Raw genomic sequence first — 16,565 nt, forward strand, 5'->3', positions numbered from 1 at the left:
CGGCAACAATTCCCCTCTGATTCACAACGTATCGAGCTGTCTTGAGTTCATTGAAACAGGCGCTGAACGAAGGACGCTTCGTTTGCGTGCTAGAGGTCGTTCCTCAACAGTCTCCTTCGCGCCAGGCCGCGCTTGAGCAGATCGTGCAGCGCGGACATCTGGCAGGCTGGCCGTTGATGCCAGCCTTCGCCGATCGTGTCGGCCTGCACTCGGACTTGAGCCCTCTGGAAGGCGCTGAAGCGTTGGGAAATGCGCCCTCGTCCTTGCTGCACTTTTCAGGTAAGGATCGCGAGCGTGCAGACCTGCTGCTACAGATCGCGTCGATGAAGGCCCGTGGCCTGAAGCAATTGCTGCTGCTCAGCGGCGATCGCTTGCCAGGCCATCTACCCGCTCAGGCGCCAGTGCGCTATCTGGAGTCGGTGCCGGCGTTGCAGATTGCTCGTGAGCACTGCCCGGACTGGCTATTGGGCGCTGCGTTGAACCCGTTCAAATACCGCGAAGAAGAGGGCGGCGCCCAGTATCTGAAGGCGCAGAAAAAGCTTCTGGCTGGCGCTGATTTCCTTACCCTGCAACTGGGTTTTGACGCCGCCAAACACATTGAAGCGCAGACCTGGATGCGCGCTCAGGTTCAGACGAAACCCATGCTGGCCTGTGTGATGAGGCTGACCGACAAGCGCGCGGCCGTCCTCCAGGCGGTGCCCGGCGTCGTCATTACCGAATCCATGCGCGAGTTGCTGGACAGAGAACAGCAGGTATCGCAAGCGTATGCCAGCGCACGAAGCCTTAAACGCCTGGCGCTGCAGATCGTGGGTCTGCAATTGATGGGTTATGCCGGCGTCCACCTGTCCGGCGTGCATACGGTCGACGAACTGCGTTCGCTGGAGCAGTCGATCACCGTGCAGCGGGACAGCATCACCTCACTATCCGATTGGTCCGAGCGATGGCATGCAAGCTGGCAGATGCCCGGGGCGCCGGAAGTCGGCTTCTCCCCCGAAAGCGCTGCCTGGGAACTGGGGCAATCCGACGTCACCGCCACGCGTAGGGAGCGGTTGCGTTACGCGTTGCTCTCTACAATCCATGGCCAGCTTTTCAACCGCTCGGGATGGCTCGGCAGCGCCTTTGGCTGGAGCGTGACGCGGCCGATCTGGAAGACCGGCGTGGCGGCGCATGCGCTACATGCTGTCGAGCGGACGGTCAAACGGCCGCTGGTCGGCTGTGATACCTGCGGCCGCTGCCGCCTGCAGGATACCCTTTACGTCTGCCCCGAGACTTGCCCCAAAGGCCTGGCAAACGGCCCTTGCGGCGGAACCCGGCTCAATCGCTGCGAATTTGGCGATCGTGAGTGCGTGCACAGTGTCAAATACCGGATCGCCAAATCCGCCGATCAATTACCTGTGCTGGCGCAAACGTTGATTCCCTGCATCGAAGCAGAAGACCGGCACCGGAGTTCATGGCCAGAATGGTTCGAGCCAGACGATTCGATGCCAGAGCGTTGAAACGAACGCTAAGAGTGACGTCGTCCGGTCTCACCCTCATGAATGCATCCGTTTGCAACGGTCGCCCGCGTTCCTGCGGCTTACTTGAGCCGATAGACCTTGCTCACGGTTCCCCGGAACAGTGCCTCCCGCTCATCGGTACTTGCCTGCGAAGTTAATTTTTTGAACGCGTTCCACCCATTGCTGAATGGATAGGAACCCTTATCGACGGGAAAGTTGCTCTCGAACATGCAACGTTGCGCACCGAATGCCTCGATGCAGGTATGCATCCACGGTTTCCACGCCTGCGCCAGCTGATCCGATGAGGGTGGCCGCTCACCCTTATCGAATTCGAAGCCGTTGATGCGCATACCCAGACCGCCCAGCTTCACATAGATATTCGGCAACCGCGCGAGTTCACGCATCGAACGGGACCATGTATCGAACACTTCCGCGCGCTGGGATGCGTAGCTGGCGATGCGAACCACGCCGCCACAATGGTTGATGATGAACGGTGTATCGGGGCAGGCTTTTGCGAGGTCGAGCAATTCGGGCAATTGCGGGAAGAACAGCCAGGCGTCGTAGGTCAGTCCAAGAGGCGCCAGTTGTGCGACACCTGCGCGATAAGCCGGGTCGAGCAATAGTTCTCGCGGCGCGGCGGACAGGGGATTGACCAGGGTCTGGTCCGCATCCCAACTGACCAGATGCCGGATCCCGCGCAAACGACCATCGCCAGCGTCCAGTTCGGCCTCAAGCACCGCACGCACCGCCGATCCCAGACGCAGATCCGCATAGCCGACCATGCCTTTCGCAATCTGCTCCTGGCTGCTTTGTAGAGGCGCAGTCACGCCTGCAACATAGTCAATTTCGCCGACGGGCCGCATCGCCTCCGGGCCCGATGAGCGATATCGTGTCAACGCCTGCATGTACACCGACGCCGTGATGTTATGGCCCGATCGTGCGTCCTGGAGATAGTCGTCCAGTAGATAGGTCCAGCCAGGCCGCTCGTAAAAGTGGTGATGGGCGTCGATGATCGGCATGTCAGGCTCAAGCGCGGCTTCGGTGCCGGAAGCAAGCCATTCGGGCCGCACAGGAAGATAGTTGCCGTTGGTGCTCACGAAGTACGTTTCCTTTTATGCGAACGTCTCAAGACTGCTTTGCGCGACCGAAGGCATACAGGGACAAGGTCAGCAAGGTCGTGATGCCAAGAACGATGGACAGTCCAATCATCCCTGACGCGAACGTACCGTAACTGTCCTTCAGATAGCCCACCAGGTACGGGCCGGCAAAGCCGCCCAGTGCGCCGATCGAGTTGATGAATGCCAGACCGCCGGCTGCCGCTTGCCCGGAAAGGTAGCGCGCCGGGAGCGTATAGAAAATCGTCCGTCCTGCGATCGTGCCGATCAACGCCAGCGTAATGCCGATCATCGCCGGAAGCAGTTGGTCGAAATACGTCGACACGCCTAGCGCAATGGCGCCAATCAGCAGCCCGGCAGCGAGGTTGGCGATCGGGCCGCCGCGACGGTCGACGCGTCTTGCCCACCAGAGCAACGCGATGGTGGCGAAGAAGTAGGGCACGGCGGACATCCAGCCGGTCTGCGTCACGCTCATTCCGTGGGCTCTGAACATCTGTGGCAGCCAGATGCCGATACCGTATGAGCCCATCGTGAAGCCAAAGGAGATCATCGCCAGGATGTACGTGCGTACGTCCCGCAATGCCGCGACGAAATTTTTCTCCTTCTGGCGAGATGCGCCCTCACGATCGAACGCGCCTTGCAGGGCCTGGCGTTCCTCCTGGCTGAGCCATGTTGCGTCGGCGGGCTTATCGGCCAGCAGTTTCAGCACCAGAAAGCCGAGTATGCAGGCAGGCAATCCCTCGACGACGAACATCCATCGCCAGCCTGCCAGTCCCAGCGCACCGTCCATGTGGAGCAGCCATGCCGAAAGAGGACCGCCGACCAGCGACGACAAAGGCGTGGAGACGGTAAACCACGCGAGCACGCGGGTGCGATAGCTGGCCGGAAACCAGACCGCGAGAAAGAAGATTACGCCCGGAAAAAAGCCCGCCTCGCCAATACCGAGCAGCAGCCGGATAGCGTAGAAACTCTTGGGCCCGACCGCGAGCGCGGTGGCCGCCGCGAAGAATCCCCACGTGATCATGATGCGTGCGAGCCACCGGCGCGCGCCGAAACGGTAAAGCGCGAGATTGCTCGGCACCTCGCACAGACAGTAGCCGGCGAACATGATCCCCGCGCCCCAGCCAAACTGCGTCGCGCTCAGACCCAGATCGCGATTCATCGTCAACGCCGCAAACCCGACGCTCGTGCGATCCAGATAGTTGAAGAAGTACGCCAGCGCAAGCAGTGGGATGAAACGCCACGCGGCCTTTCTGACTGCGGACTGCTCAAGCGTGGAACGCTCCGCGCTGCCTGCCGCGAGGCTCGATGAAATGGATGTCATGTTTCGTCTCCGGACGAATCGCGGCGCGCAGAAGGTCATGCCGACCTCTGCGGCTCATGGATTCGCGGTGTTCGTCGCTACGTCAGGCGCTGGCGAGTTCGTTCGCCGAAGGATTCGAGGCATCACCCGGCTGGGCGTCCCCGCATTTGACGACACCGGCCTCGGCCAGTTGTCGCAGATCCTCTGGCGTGTATCCCAAACCTGAGAGAAGTGCCTGGGTATCCTGACCCAGTGACGGCGGCGCCGCGCGCAGGTGCAGCCGCTCGCCACCGAGCGTCAATGGCAACAGCGCAGTTCTCGTTGTGATGGCGTGTCCCGCGCCGCTCGCGTCAGGCGGCAGCGTCACCTCGGCCAGTCCGCCGGTTGCTAGCAGATGCGGATCGTCGAACAGGTCCTGCGGTTTCGTGATCGGCGCATACGGAAGCCCGCATCGTTCGAAGATTTCGCTGATTTCAGCGGCAGTGAACGCTTCCATATGTTTGCGAAGTTGCGGTAGCAACCATTCGCGGGCCTGCACGCGCTGATTGTTGGTGGCGATGCGCGCGTCGGCCTTGAGATCGGCGAGCCCGAATGCGTCGCAGAAGAGCGCCCATTGCGTGTCCGACACCACCGCCAGGAAAATCTGCTCGCCGTTTTTGACCGAGAACACGTCGTAGACCGCCCAGGCTGAAATACGGCTTGGCATGGGCGCCGCGGCCTTGCCGGTCACGGCGTACTGCATCATGTGCTGGGCGACGAGGAACACATTGTTCTCGAACAATGCGCTTTGCACTTCCTGGCCGCGGCCCGTGCGTTCGCGCTGGGCAAGCGCCGCCATCGCGCCGATAGCGCCGAACATGCCGCCCATGATGTCGTTGACGCTCGTACCGGCGCGCAACGGCCTGCCGTCCGGTCCCGTCATATAGGCCAGGCCTCCCATCATCTGCACGACCTCGTCGAGCGCGGTGCGGTGATCGTAGGGACCGGGCAAAAAGCCCTTGTGCGACACGTAGACCAGACGCGGATTGAGTCGGGACAGCGCCGCATATCCCAGGCCAAGCTTGTCCATCGTGCCGCTCTTGAAGTTTTCGCTGAAGACGTCCGCACCGGCCAGGAGCTTGTGAACGATCTCCACGCCGCGCGGATCCTTCACGTCGACGGCAATGCTCTTCTTGTTGCGGTTGAACGTGCTGAAGAAGCCCGCACCCGACCCGCGCAGCGCGCGGGTACTGTCGCCAGCAATCGGTTCGATCTTGATCACTTCCGCGCCCAGATCGGCCAGCACCATGCCACATGTCGGGCCCATCACCATATGCGTCATCTCGACGACGCGCAGGCCGCTATACGGCAAATTCTGGTTTGCGTGTGCGTCGCTCATTGCGCTACTCCAATCAGGCAGCCTTCGGGTTGCGGCGCGCTGGGTGCGCGGCCATCGGCATACACGAAGCCCTTGGGGAGCCCCGCGTCCTGCACGTGCCCATACAGCGCTTCGCCGGGCAGCGCGCTGGCCAGAATCGCGCGCGCGGCGATGAGGCTGTCGATGTCCACACCCGTGTCGTAACCCATGGCTTCGAGAAGGAACGCCAGGTCTTCCGTCACGATGTTGCCGGTCGCGCCGGGCGCGTACGGGCAGCCGCCGAGACCGGCCTGACTGGAATCGATCGTCGTGACCCCCACTTCGAGCGCCGCGATGACATTGGCCAGACCCTGGCCACGGGTGTTATGGAAATGGGCGCCGCCCGCCTTGGCGCCGAATTCCGTTTGCAGCCTGCGAAACAGTCGGCGCACCTGGGCCGGATTGGCGTAGCCGCTCGTATCCGAAAGCCCGATTTCGTCGACGCCGCATTCGGCCATGGCCTCGCACATGCGCATCGTCTGATCGTCGCTCACGACGCCTGCGATCGTGCAGCCAAAGGCAACCGAGACACCCGCTTCAATCTGTACGCCCGGAAACTGCGCATTGCGAAGCGCGACGATATTGCGCACTTCTTCGATCATCTGCTCCGTGGTCTTGCGGATATTGGCGAGCGAATGTTCGTTGGTCACCGAAACGGGAAGCGTGACCTTATGCACGCCGGCTTCGAACGCGCTCTGACTGCCGCGAAGGTTCGGCGCGAGCACGGCGACGTGCAGATCCGGAATCGAAAGCGCATGCGCAACGACTTCGCGGATGTCGGCCATCTGCGGCAACAGCTTCGCGGGCACGAAGGAGCCCACTTCGATTTCCTTGAGCCCGGCAGCGGCAAGCGCCGAGATCCATTGCAGTTTGGCCGCGGTGGGCATGACGCTCTTGATGCTCTGGAGGCCATCGCGCGGTCCAACCTCGCTGATCAGCACTTTCGGATTTGACGTACCCATTCGTTCACCTGTGTTCTATCAGATAGACCTAAATTCTATTGAAGAGAACTATAGAATGAAGTGCAGGTGCCCGAAAGGAGGGTAAACCCAGAAAATAGAACTTGAGTTCTATCAGATAGAACATTACGATGACGCCTATGAACTCAACGACACCACACGACGGCACCGAGGAAGCGCCTGCAACGGCCGCACCATCGGATCAGGCCGGGGAAAATTCCAGCGGCGTGGCCGTTCTTGACCGGGCCTTTGCGATCCTCAACGCCTTCGGGCCGACGGACGATCAGTTGACGCTCAGCGAACTGTCGCGCCGCACGGGTTTGTACAAAAGCACGACGCTGCGCTTGCTGGCCGCACTGGAACACGGCGGCTTCATCCGCAAGTTAAGCGACGGGCAGTATGGCGTTGGCCATCAGCCCTTACGCCTCGCCGCGCTCTATCAGCGATCCTTCCAGGTGGGGCCGGTCATCGAACCGCTGCTCCAGCAGTTGAGCCGCGATCTGGGAGAAACCGCGTCGTTTTACGTACGGCAGGGCGATCGTCGCCTGGTGCTGTATCGCGTCGAACCGACGCGAAGCGTGAGAGTGTCGATCCGCGTCGGGGAGGAGTTCCCGATCGACCGGGGTGCGTCGGGCAAGGTGCTGCTTGCTTTTACCGAGACGCACGATACGCGCTGGAACGAGGTGCGCGAGGCACTCTGGGCCGCGTCCTACGGCGAACGCGATCCGGAGACCGCTTCGGCTTCCGTGCCTGTGTTTGACGCGGCGGGTGAGGTGGTGGGCGCGCTTACGCTATCCGGACCGAAAGCGAGGTTTGGCACGCCGGCCATCATCAATGCCGCCGTGGTGGCGTTGCTCGATAGCGCAAAGCGCGCGACCGTGGCGCTGGGCGGCAAAGGTGGCCGGTTCGATGCCAGCATTGCGGAATGCGCGCGCTAAGCACGCCTGGATAAGCACTCTTATCCAGCTTCATCGCGACACTGGCTCGTCTTCGATACGCAGATAGCCCCACACGGCGCGTTCTATCCTCCCGATCAGCGCGTCGCTGTCGTCTTCCCCGTGCTGCCCGGCCGCGTCCACCATGCCGTGAATGATGGCAAAGAGGTCTTGTGGCAGACGCGGCTCGCGAGCCAGTCGCGCTTCGCCCAACGCGCGAATGAAGATCGACATCAACAGTGCGTGCAGCGGTTGTGCGCTTTGGCGAGGCGGCAGCCGCGCTTCTTCAGCGTCGAGCAGGCGCGCGAGCACCGGGCGCTGCAACTGGTGCTCGACTGCGATCTTCAATAACGCCCGCAGCAGGCCAATCCCCGACGGTTGATCGAGCAAGGTCGTCAGTCGCGCGCCGAGTGCGCTGTCCTCGCGTTCGATCAGTGCTTGCGTGAGCGCCGCCTTGTTCGGGAAGTACTGATAAAGCGAACCGATGCTGGCGCCCGCGCGCTCGGCGATGGCGTTGGTCGTGTACGCCTCCAGGCCTTGGGTTTCCAGAATCTGCGCTGCCGCTTCCAGTATCGCGGATACGGTTGCATTCGCTCGCGGCTGCAGCGGCAGCTTGCGCGGCGAGCGCGACGTAGCGAGAGCGGGCTTCGCGCCGTGGCCGGGCGCAGCGGTTTTCTTCGCGGTGGGCGGTGTTTTTGTCTGACGCATGGTGCTCAGCCGGTGAAGACAGCGCAGAAAATGTGAGCCCGCATTTCGGGCCTGCTCTCATACCGTTGAATGTCAGCCGCTTTGCGCCGTCGCGCAAGGCCGCAATCGTTTCGTAAGCCGCGTGGCGATGCGAGTTTCCAGCGCGAGCGATCGCTCATATGCTAGTTCGCATCTTTTCACGAAACGCACGACTTACGTCACTAATTCACGGAGCGAATCATCATGCGCGTCATCATCGCAGGCGGCGGAATCGTTGGGCTGACCTCGGGCATCGCCTTCAGGTCGATCGGCTGGGACGTGCTGGTCTGCGAGCAGGCGTCGGAGATTCGCGCGGCGGGCGCGGCAATTGGCTTGTGGCGCAATGCGCTCGATGTGTTCGCGGAGGTCGGCGTTGGCGACGCGATCCAGTCGATTGGCACGACGGTCGAGACCTGGTTCTACGATGCGGGCGGCGAGCCACACAGGGCGCCCGGCTTCGATCCGGTCGATCACACCTTTCTGCTGGTGCCGCGCCCCGAACTGAATCGCCGGCTCGCGGCGGCGGTGGGCGTCGACAACATTCGCCTCAATACCAAGGTGGTCGCGTTTTCCGAAGAAGCGGATCACGTCAGCGTGACCTTCGACGACGGCAGCGTCGAGCGCGCCGATCTTCTGCTCGGCGCCGATGGTGCGTATTCGGCGGTACGTGCGCAACTGGTGCCCGGATATCCCGCGCAGGCCCATACAGGACACCACGTGTGGCGCGGCATGCTCGCGGCTGGCGACGAGCCGGCTGCAGGCACCGTCCTGACCGTGGGGCATCAGCGCGTGCGAGGCGGCTTCACGCGAACCTACGGCGACCAGGTCGTATGGATGGTCAACCAGTTCGACAGCGTGCCGCCCACCGGCACGAAGAAGGAAGAAGCGTTGCGCCGCGCCGCGCTGATGAACGACACCGGCTGGAACGATGCGCTGATTGCGCTGATCGAGCGCACGCCGGAAACCCAGATCCTGCATAACCCTATCATGTTCGTGCCGCCGCTGCCGCGCTGGACGTCCTCGCGTGTTGCGTTGATCGGCGATGCGGCGCATGCGCTATCGCCGCATATTTCGGCGGGCGGGACGCTCGGCGTCGAGGATATTCGGGTATTGACCGATGCGCTTCAACATCATGACGACTTGCGCGCGGCGTTGCAGGCGTACGAAAGCAATCGGATTCCTCACTATGCACGCGTGCGCGAACTGGCTTACGCGGTGGAAATGGTGCAGGACGCAGCCGGGTACGCGCTGGAATATGCGCGCTTTAGTCACTGGATGCTGAACGACGGCTATCGGGCGTCGCGTCGGTGAAACGGGGAGGGTTGTGCGGCGCGCAATCAGGAAATCCATTCCGCGTGCAACTTCTTGCTGTCACCTAGATAGTCGAGCACCCATAACAGGACAGGCGGCGTCTTTTGTCCGTGCCACGCGACGCAGCAGGGACTCGCGGCCTTCGGATGGCAGACGCTCTTTTCGACCAGTTGGCCCGATTCGATCAACGCGCGCGCGAGGTGAACAGGCATATAACCGATGCCGAGTCCTTCCACGAAGCAGTTGATGGCGCGCTGCCAGTCCGGCACCACGAGGCGGCGCTGGTTGGGCAGCAGCCACGTATCCCGGCGAGGGATTTCCCGCGATGTGTCCTCCAGGCAGACTGCGGGAAAGGTCGCGAGCTGCTCGGGTTCCAGCGGCTCCTGTGCGCCTGCGAGAAGATGTTGAGGACTAAGCACGAATGCCCACTCGATAGAACCCATGTCGCGGAACGAATATTCGCCGCCAACCGGTACGGCCGTGGTCGCGCCGATCGCTATATCGGCGCGTCCGGTCGCGAGCGCTTCCCACACGCCGTTGAAAACTTCGATGCGTACGATCAACTCGACATTGTCGAAGTGACGATAGAAGTCGGCCATGAGCGCGTTGATGCGATGGCTCGAAACGATGTTGTCCAGCGCAATCGACAGACTGGGCTGCCAACCGTTCGCAACACGGCGCGTTTCGCGGCGGATTTCGTCCATTTTGTTGAGCATGCCGCGCGCTTCGGCAACGAAGTGCCGTCCCGCATCGGTGAGCGCAACGCTACGATGCTCGCGCGTAAATAGTACGACGCCGAGATCTTCCTCGATGTTGCGTACTGCATAGCTCACGGCAGAAGGCACGCGATGCAGCGCTTTTGCTGCGGCGGTGAAGCTGCTGGTGCGCGCGATCAACTCGACAAGCTGGAGTGATTCGATAGACAGCAATGCACGGCTCCTTGATGTGAATTCCTTTGACGCAACGCGTGAAAATATACCGTTTCACGCAGGGGTCTCGGACATCGATACTGTTACGGGCAGTATTCGGCGACATGCTGCTTTTCGCGCCGGATTCGCTCACATCGACGGCAATCTTTTGACGAGGGTTTATGGCAAACAACATCATTGGACTGGGCGCGATTGCCGCGCTCGGAGGCTGTGCGGTAGCGCTACAAGGCCAGTTCATGGGCGTCATGGCAAGGAGCATCGGCACCACCGGCGGCATCTTCGTGAACTACATCAGCGGGGCCATGATCGCGTTGATCTTGCTGCTCGCACTGCAGGGCGGCAACCTTAAGGCGTGGACGGAAGTGCCATGGTATGCGCTTTCAGCTGGCGCGCTCGGGCTCGTGATCGCTGGATCGATCGGTTACACCGCTTCGCGGCTGGGATTGACCACGGCTTTCACGATCATCGTCGCGACGCAATTCGCCGTGTCGGTCATGCTCGATCATTTTGGCTGGTTCGGCGCCACGGCTCGACCGCTTGAAATCACGCGTGTCGCGGGCATTGGGGCCATCATCGCCGGTGTCTGGCTTGCATCGAAGTGAGGACAACCTCGCCAACAAGTATTCTCGCAACGATTGAATGGCAATGAGGTAGAGCGAGGAAATTTGCGCTGAGGAATCTACTGGATGGTGAAGGTTTCGCAGTGATTTAATTCGAAATACTAAGCGGTTGTGGCTGCGCCTGAATCAGGCGCAGCCTGCGTGTCGTTACGCTTATAAAGCGGATCGAGCGTAATGTGCTCGACTCATGCCCTGTTCGCCTCAGCGACTCACACACCGGAATCCGGCATACACATACTGGTATCGCGGCTGAAACCAGTTACGGAACGTCGGCCTTAACATGCACGCAGCGGTGCGCGAGGACCCGCCTTTCATCGCGTAGTGCTGCCCGTCGAAAAAATTCGCCGAATAGCCTTCGTAAAACGGAAACGCTTCGAATCCAGGCAGCGGGCCAAACACCGTGGAAGTCCATTCCCAGCCATTGCCGTACAACCCTTCGACGCCCCAGGTGCTCGCGCTGTCCGGCGATGCATCCACGGCTACGGGATTCCAGTTACGAAAATCGAAGTTATCCGTCGCGCCCGGCAGCGCTCCGTGCGCCGCGCGCTGCCATTCGGCTTCGGTCGGCAGGCGTGCGCCGCGCCAGCGCGCGAACGCGGTCGCCTCGGCGTGACTGACATAGACCGGCCACGCCAGCGGCAACGGGATGTCCTCAAACATCGTTCGCAAACGCCAGGAGCCGTTCGTATCGCGTATCCAGAACACGGGGTGTTCGATGCCCTCGGCTTCCTTCCATGCCCAGTTGGCGTCGTCCCACAACGCTTTGCGCCGATACCCGCCGTCGGCGACAAAGTCGAGGAAGGCGCCGTTGGACACCATATAGCGGTCGACCTCGAAGGCGGGCACTTCCACCTGTTCCTCGCCAAACTCGTTGTCCCAGCCGAACACGCCGCGTTCGCGCGTCATGCCTAGTTCGGTGCGGCCGGCAGGCACGCTGACGGTGGCGGACTTCTCCGAATAGAGATGGTCGGCGATTTCGCGCGCTCCGTCGGGCGCCTGCTTTTGTGCGAAAGGCAGTTGATGGAGCATGTAGGCCAGGGTTTCGACGTGCATCAGGCGATGTTCGATCGCCACGTTCAACAGTTTGGCCGGCGTTTCGTGTTGCGGTGCATCGTGCGGCAAGTCGAGCGCAGCGAGTTGTTCGTCGATGCGCTCGCGCGCGTCGCGTGCATAGGCGCGCACGGCGTTCATGTGCGGCCAGTCGGCGGGCGTATCGGTGGGGAAGCCGCCATCGACGGGATCGATGCCGAAAGCGAACAACTGATCGAGGCGCGCTTCGGCCGATGGCAGGTGGAACAGGCGCTGGTCTAACAGGTTGCGATCGAAGGCTTCGAGATGCCCGATATAGAAAACGATCCGGTGGCGCTCGCGAATCGGGCGCTCGTACAGGAATTCGGGTTTGACGATCTCGAAGAGGGCGTCACTGGCGGCGCGGGCTGCGGCGAGCCGGGCGGCGAGCGTGGGCGTGAGCGGGAGCTGCATTGCGGCGAGTCTCCAGACTTGAGCGGTGTGTTTGAGAATGTAACCGCTGCGCAGGAGTTGTGCCAACGCGCCTTCGTATGCAATAGCGAACGCGCCGCCCGGAAGGGCGGCGCGCGGCGCAAGGCTTGATGCCAGTGGTTCAGAGGTGGCGCAGGCCTTCGAGGTCGATGATGCGGATAAGCTTGCCCTGGGCGTCGATCAGGCCGCGCTTTTGAAATCTTGACAGGGTACGGCTGACCGTTTCTAGCGTCATGCCAAGGTAACTGCCCATGTCCTCGCGCGTCATGCGCAGGTTGAATTCTGCATACGAGTAACCGCGCTGGCCGTTGCGGTTGGACACGTCGAGCAGGAAGGCGGCGACACGTTCATCGGCAGAAAGCGAGCCGAGCACCATCATCTGCGACGATTCCCGGATCAGCTGGTCGCTCATGAGCCGGTGCAGGCGGTCCTGCATCGCGCTGGTTTCGCGGCACATGTGCTTGAGCGCCGAGTAGGGGATGATGCACACGGAGCTGTCTTCGAGCGCCGTGGCGCTCCAGGTGTGGAAGTCGGTGCTGATGCCGTCGATGCCGAGCGGGTCGCCGGCGAGGCGCAGCCCCGTGACCTGTTCGCGGCCGTCACGATGAGCCATGACGGTCTTGAGCGAACCCGAGCGCACTGCATAGAGCGTGTCGAACGGGTCGCCGGCGCGATAGAGCGATTCGCCGCGGCGCACGCTGCGGGCGTTGCAGATCAGCGCTTCGAGTTTTGGCAGATCGTCCAGCGACAGCCCCTGGGGCATGCACAGATGTCGCATCGCGCAGCTTGAGCAGCGGGCCGTGGTGCGCGGGCTGGCGGTGGGAGTGCGGCCTGAGCGGCGCACGGTGGTGTGGGTAACGTCGGTCGAGGTCAGCATCGGCTTGCTCCTGTGATCGGTTTCGGAGCAATCTTGACCGCGTTCAAATCTTAAAAAGGCGACAAAACGCCACGCTTTTGAGATGAAGCCGCTTGCGCCTTGTCAGAAGCCGCTTTCGCGGAAAATGATCAGGCGCAAGTCGGCGACGAAAGGTGTGATTTCCAGGCTTATCTTCTTATTCCGCGTCGGTTTCGCTCGCGCCAGCGGCCGTCGGGATCAGCAGCACGGGGAGCGTCGATTGACGCACGCAGCGCTCGGCCACGCTGCCAAGGATCAGGCGCTGGAAACCGCGCCGCCCATGCGTGCCCATTACGATCAGATCCGCGCCCTGGGCCTTCGCTGCGTTGAGCACCAGCGTGGGGACGTCGTCGAGCGAAGAGGCTTCGCCCGTCACCATCGCGCCTTGCACGCCGCGCGCGCTCAACGCCTTGTTCATGTCTTCGGCAAGCTCATTGCCTTGGGCAATCATCTGGTTGCGCAGGATCGACGGGTCGTAGCCGGGCGCATCGAAATACATCGGCGTGTTTTCGATCACATAGAACGGCTGCAGGGTCGAGCCCATCGCTTTCGCCAGGTCGAGCGCGGCTTCGAAGGCGCGGCGCGACGTTTCGCTGCCGTCGACCGCGACCAGAATGCGTTTGTACATGGAACCTCCGCTTGAGTTGAACGGGGATGCGCACCGCCCGCGCGTTCGTAACCTGCGAGGGCGGTCTTGCGCGGCCTGTATCGATCTGTATTGAGCTTAATGGATCAGTTAAAAAGATGCAGCGCCGCTGTATGAAATGTGGAAGTCGGATGAAGGAGATCAAGGGAAGCTGCGTCGGAAGCCACAGCCGCGTTCTGTCGGGATAAGCTGACGGGGAAGGGCCGCCGCGGCATGGTGGCGTGAATTCGTCTGGTTGCGCCGACAACGCCTGGCCGTTATCGTTGCGTCTCTTTCGTATTCCGCCGGCATTTCCGCGGCACGTCCGCGCCGCAGCCCTTCTGATCGTGACTTCTACCCATTCCCCCTTGCCGTTTCGCGACGCGCTGCTGGCCATGCTCGGCATCGGCCTCGTCAACATGCTGGTCGCGCTCGATCAGACCGTCGTCAGTACCGCCTTGCCGTCGATCGTCGCCGAACTGCACGGTTTCCAGTATTACGCGTGGATCGCGAGCGCCTATCTGCTGGCGTCAGTGGTGACCGTGCCCGTGTTCGGCCGGCTCGGCGATTATTTTGGGCGCAAGCGTTTCGTGCTGGCGGCCGTGATTGTGTTCACAGTGGCTTCGGTGCTGTGCGGCCTCGCCACCGACATGCGCTTCCTGGCGGCGGCGCGCGCGTTGCAGGGCGTGGGCGGCGGCATGATGGTAGGCACCGCGTTCGCCTCGATCCCCGATCTGTTTCCTGACCCGCGCGCCCGCGTGCGCTGGCAGGTGGTGATGGCGGCGGCCTACGGCATCGGCACGGCGGCGGGGCCGTCACTGGGCGGCTGGCTTTCCGAGCATTTCGGCTGGCGTTCGACCTTCATGGTCAATCTGCCGGTGGGCGCGCTGGCGCTGTACTTCATCTGGGCCCATCTGCCGGCTTATCGTCCTGCGCGCACGGGCGAGGTGCGGATCGACTGGACCGGAGCGGTGCTGGTCGCGCTCGTGCTGGGCGGCTTTCAGACTGTCATCGAGGCAGTGCCCAAAGACGGACTGACGACGGGCAATCTCGTGCTGATCGTGCTGGTCGCCATCGGCGCGGCGGCGCTGCTCGTGTGCGAGCGGCGCGCCACGCACCCGATCATTCCGCTCGATCTCTTTCGCGACCCGCAGCTCGTCACGCTATTTACCTTGTCGACGCTGTCCGGCTTCGTGATGTTCTCGCTGATCTTCTTTGCGCCGCTGCTGCTGCAAGGCGGTTTCGGACTGTCGCCGCAGCAGGCCGGCCTGCTGGCAACGCCGATCGCGGCGTGTATCGCGCTGGGCAGCCTCGTCAACACGCGCATCGTGATTCACCTGAAAAAGCCGACTGCCATCCTGAGCGTCGGCTTCGGCCTGCTAGTGGCGGCTTCGGTAGGACTGGCGTTTACCACGCGCAGCACGTCTTATCTGTGGCTCGAACTCTCGATGGCCGCGGTGGGCATCGGACTCGGTTTCATCCTCAACAATCTCAATATCTTCGGCCAGGAGATTGCCGGGCGCGAGCGATTTGGCATTACCACGGCGCTGCTGCAATCGACGCGCATGGTGGGCGGCATGCTCGGCACCAGCATCGTGGCGACGATCGTGAACCATCGTTATGCGGCGGGCATTGGCGACGCGCTTGCCGTGCTCGGCGCACCAGGCGCGGCGCGCTGGCAGCCGCAACTGTCCGACCCGCGCGTGCTGATCGATCCGGCGCTGCGCGACGGACTAACGCTCCATATGAAGGCGGCGGGCCTCGATGGCGCGGCGTTGATCGAGGCGGTGCGGCATGTGCTGGTCGATGCCATCCATTTGGGTATCGGCCTAACCGGCTTCGCCGCGCTGGTTGCGGCGTTGTGTGTACGCCGCATTTCGCATATCCGTTTCGGCCGCGCCGCCGCATCTGCACCGGCGGATACGCCGGCCGAACCGGAATAACTGTCGTTTTTATCTCACGTGTTGATCGTGCAAGCGATCCGCCCGCTGCGGTGGTTTCGGCCACCTTCGGCACAATTCGTCAGACAAAAGTGTAAGCTAGCTGACGGGTGCCGCGGATCGCGACACGAAAAACAGGTCGATTTTCGACATTGCGACGACATCAAGCAGCGTCGGCCATCTGACCGAAGAGCGCATTGCGGGTCTGGGCGCTGACCGCGATTTCCAGCGCCACGGCGTTTTCCACGCCGATGCGCACCGGCGCGCCAAGGCGTCCCACTTCGATGCCGGTGCGGCGCAGCATGCGCTCGATCGGCGTCGTCGTGACCGTTACGTAGCGCGAAATCCCCATGCGGTCGGCGAACCAGACCAGCGAATGGATCGCGCGCATCGTCACTTCCGCAAATCCAAAGGCCTGCTCGTTGCTGGATTCAATGGCGAAGCGGCTCAGTTCCCAGATGTTGCGACCCGTTGGCGCATCGTTGCCATGCAGAAGCTGTGGGAAGGTGTCGCGCAGCATGTTGGGTCCTTCGGTGGGCATGAGACGCCAGCAGCCCCGAACCTTGCCGCCTCCATCCTGAATCAGCATGTAGTGGGGTCCAAGTGCGTCATACCCATCGATTTCCATACCGGCGATGGTGGGAATATCCCAGCCCATGCGGTCACGGAACACCCGCGCCCGCAGTCGATACATCTCGTTGATGTCCTCGTTGTCGAATTCCTGACGCAGTCCGATCCGAATCGCAGCTTGCATGACAACTCTCCCTTTTTGGTGTGGAGGGGGCAGCGGTATGGATCGAAAGCTATGCGTATTG

The 16,565-nt window shown here is 62.1% G+C and carries 15 protein-coding genes; 5 read left to right on the forward strand and 10 right to left on the reverse strand.

The window, feature by feature from the left end; translation table 11 throughout:
• Nucleotides 1–41: 41 nt before the first annotated feature.
• Nucleotides 42–1,496, forward strand: a complete 1,455-nt coding sequence (locus tag F3J17_RS13145; RefSeq protein ID WP_167058651.1) for a methylenetetrahydrofolate reductase C-terminal domain-containing protein — start codon at nt 42–44, stop codon at nt 1,494–1,496.
• An 80-nt stretch (nt 1,497–1,576) separates the two neighbouring features.
• On the opposite strand, the gene F3J17_RS13150 is transcribed toward F3J17_RS13145, so the two are convergent.
• The 4 genes from F3J17_RS13150 to F3J17_RS13165 form a co-directional block, all read right to left on the reverse strand.
• Nucleotides 1,577–2,593 (reverse strand): amidohydrolase family protein, encoded by a 1,017-nt coding sequence (locus F3J17_RS13150; RefSeq protein ID WP_167058654.1) that lies wholly within the window; start codon nt 2,591–2,593, stop codon nt 1,577–1,579.
• Between the two features lie 28 nt (nt 2,594–2,621).
• Nucleotides 2,622–3,935, reverse strand: coding sequence for an MFS transporter (locus F3J17_RS13155; protein ID WP_167058657.1), 1,314 nt, complete (start codon nt 3,933–3,935; stop codon nt 2,622–2,624).
• Between the two features lie 82 nt (nt 3,936–4,017).
• The gene (locus tag F3J17_RS13160) at nt 4,018–5,292 is read right to left on the reverse strand and encodes a CaiB/BaiF CoA-transferase family protein (RefSeq protein WP_167058661.1); all 1,275 of its coding nucleotides are present in this window, start codon (nt 5,290–5,292) and stop codon (nt 4,018–4,020) included.
• Nucleotides 5,289–6,272, reverse strand: a complete 984-nt coding sequence (locus F3J17_RS13165; protein ID WP_167058664.1) for a hydroxymethylglutaryl-CoA lyase — start codon at nt 6,270–6,272, stop codon at nt 5,289–5,291. Before F3J17_RS13165 ends, F3J17_RS13160 begins: the two co-directional genes overlap by 4 nt.
• 128 nt (nt 6,273–6,400) lie before the next feature.
• Between F3J17_RS13165 and F3J17_RS13170 the strand changes: the two genes are divergently transcribed.
• On the forward strand, nt 6,401–7,207 hold the full coding sequence (locus F3J17_RS13170; RefSeq protein WP_167058667.1) for an IclR family transcriptional regulator: 807 nt from the start codon (nt 6,401–6,403) through the stop codon (nt 7,205–7,207).
• A 30-nt stretch (nt 7,208–7,237) separates the two neighbouring features.
• On the opposite strand, the gene F3J17_RS13175 is transcribed toward F3J17_RS13170, so the two are convergent.
• Nucleotides 7,238–7,912, reverse strand: coding sequence for a TetR/AcrR family transcriptional regulator (locus tag F3J17_RS13175; protein ID WP_167058670.1), 675 nt, complete (start codon nt 7,910–7,912; stop codon nt 7,238–7,240).
• A 222-nt stretch (nt 7,913–8,134) separates the two neighbouring features.
• Between F3J17_RS13175 and F3J17_RS13180 the strand changes: the two genes are divergently transcribed.
• Nucleotides 8,135–9,241: an FAD-dependent monooxygenase gene (locus F3J17_RS13180; protein WP_167058673.1), complete on the forward strand. Its 1,107-nt coding sequence runs from the start codon at nt 8,135–8,137 to the stop codon at nt 9,239–9,241.
• 26 nt (nt 9,242–9,267) lie between these two features.
• Here F3J17_RS13180 and punR read toward each other — a convergent pair whose 3' ends face one another.
• On the reverse strand, nt 9,268–10,170 hold the full coding sequence (gene punR / locus F3J17_RS13185) for a DNA-binding transcriptional activator PunR (protein ID WP_167058676.1): 903 nt from the start codon (nt 10,168–10,170) through the stop codon (nt 9,268–9,270).
• Nucleotides 10,171–10,331: 161 nt separating this feature from the next.
• Between punR and F3J17_RS13190 the strand changes: the two genes are divergently transcribed.
• Entirely contained in the window at nt 10,332–10,772 is a 441-nt protein-coding gene (locus F3J17_RS13190; protein WP_167058679.1) for a DMT family transporter, read from the forward strand.
• Nucleotides 10,773–10,991: 219 nt separating this feature from the next.
• Here F3J17_RS13190 and F3J17_RS13195 read toward each other — a convergent pair whose 3' ends face one another.
• The 3 genes from F3J17_RS13195 to F3J17_RS13205 all read right to left on the reverse strand — a co-directional run bounded on the left by F3J17_RS13195 (nt 10,992) and on the right by F3J17_RS13205 (nt 13,813).
• A complete protein-coding gene (locus tag F3J17_RS13195) occupies nt 10,992–12,272 on the reverse strand; it encodes an SUMF1/EgtB/PvdO family nonheme iron enzyme (RefSeq protein ID WP_167058682.1) in 1,281 nt (426 codons plus the stop codon).
• A 139-nt stretch (nt 12,273–12,411) separates the two neighbouring features.
• On the reverse strand, nt 12,412–13,167 hold the full coding sequence (locus F3J17_RS13200) for a helix-turn-helix domain-containing protein (RefSeq protein ID WP_167058685.1): 756 nt from the start codon (nt 13,165–13,167) through the stop codon (nt 12,412–12,414).
• 175 nt (nt 13,168–13,342) lie between these two features.
• Nucleotides 13,343–13,813, reverse strand: a complete 471-nt coding sequence (locus F3J17_RS13205) for a universal stress protein (protein ID WP_167058688.1) — start codon at nt 13,811–13,813, stop codon at nt 13,343–13,345.
• A gap of 392 nt (nt 13,814–14,205) precedes the next feature.
• On the opposite strand from F3J17_RS13205, the gene F3J17_RS13210 reads away from it, so the two are divergent.
• Nucleotides 14,206–15,753, forward strand: coding sequence for an MFS transporter (locus F3J17_RS13210; RefSeq protein ID WP_167058838.1), 1,548 nt, complete (start codon nt 14,206–14,208; stop codon nt 15,751–15,753).
• 160 nt (nt 15,754–15,913) lie between these two features.
• Here the strand turns inward: F3J17_RS13210 and F3J17_RS13215 are convergent, their stop codons facing one another.
• Nucleotides 15,914–16,504: an acyl-homoserine-lactone synthase gene (locus tag F3J17_RS13215; RefSeq protein WP_167058691.1), complete on the reverse strand. Its 591-nt coding sequence runs from the start codon at nt 16,502–16,504 to the stop codon at nt 15,914–15,916.
• Between the last annotated feature and the right edge of the window lie 61 nt (nt 16,505–16,565).

The sequence above is a fragment of the Burkholderia sp. Ax-1719 genome, from assembly GCF_011753055.1.
GTDB lineage: Bacteria > Pseudomonadota > Gammaproteobacteria > Burkholderiales > Burkholderiaceae > Paraburkholderia.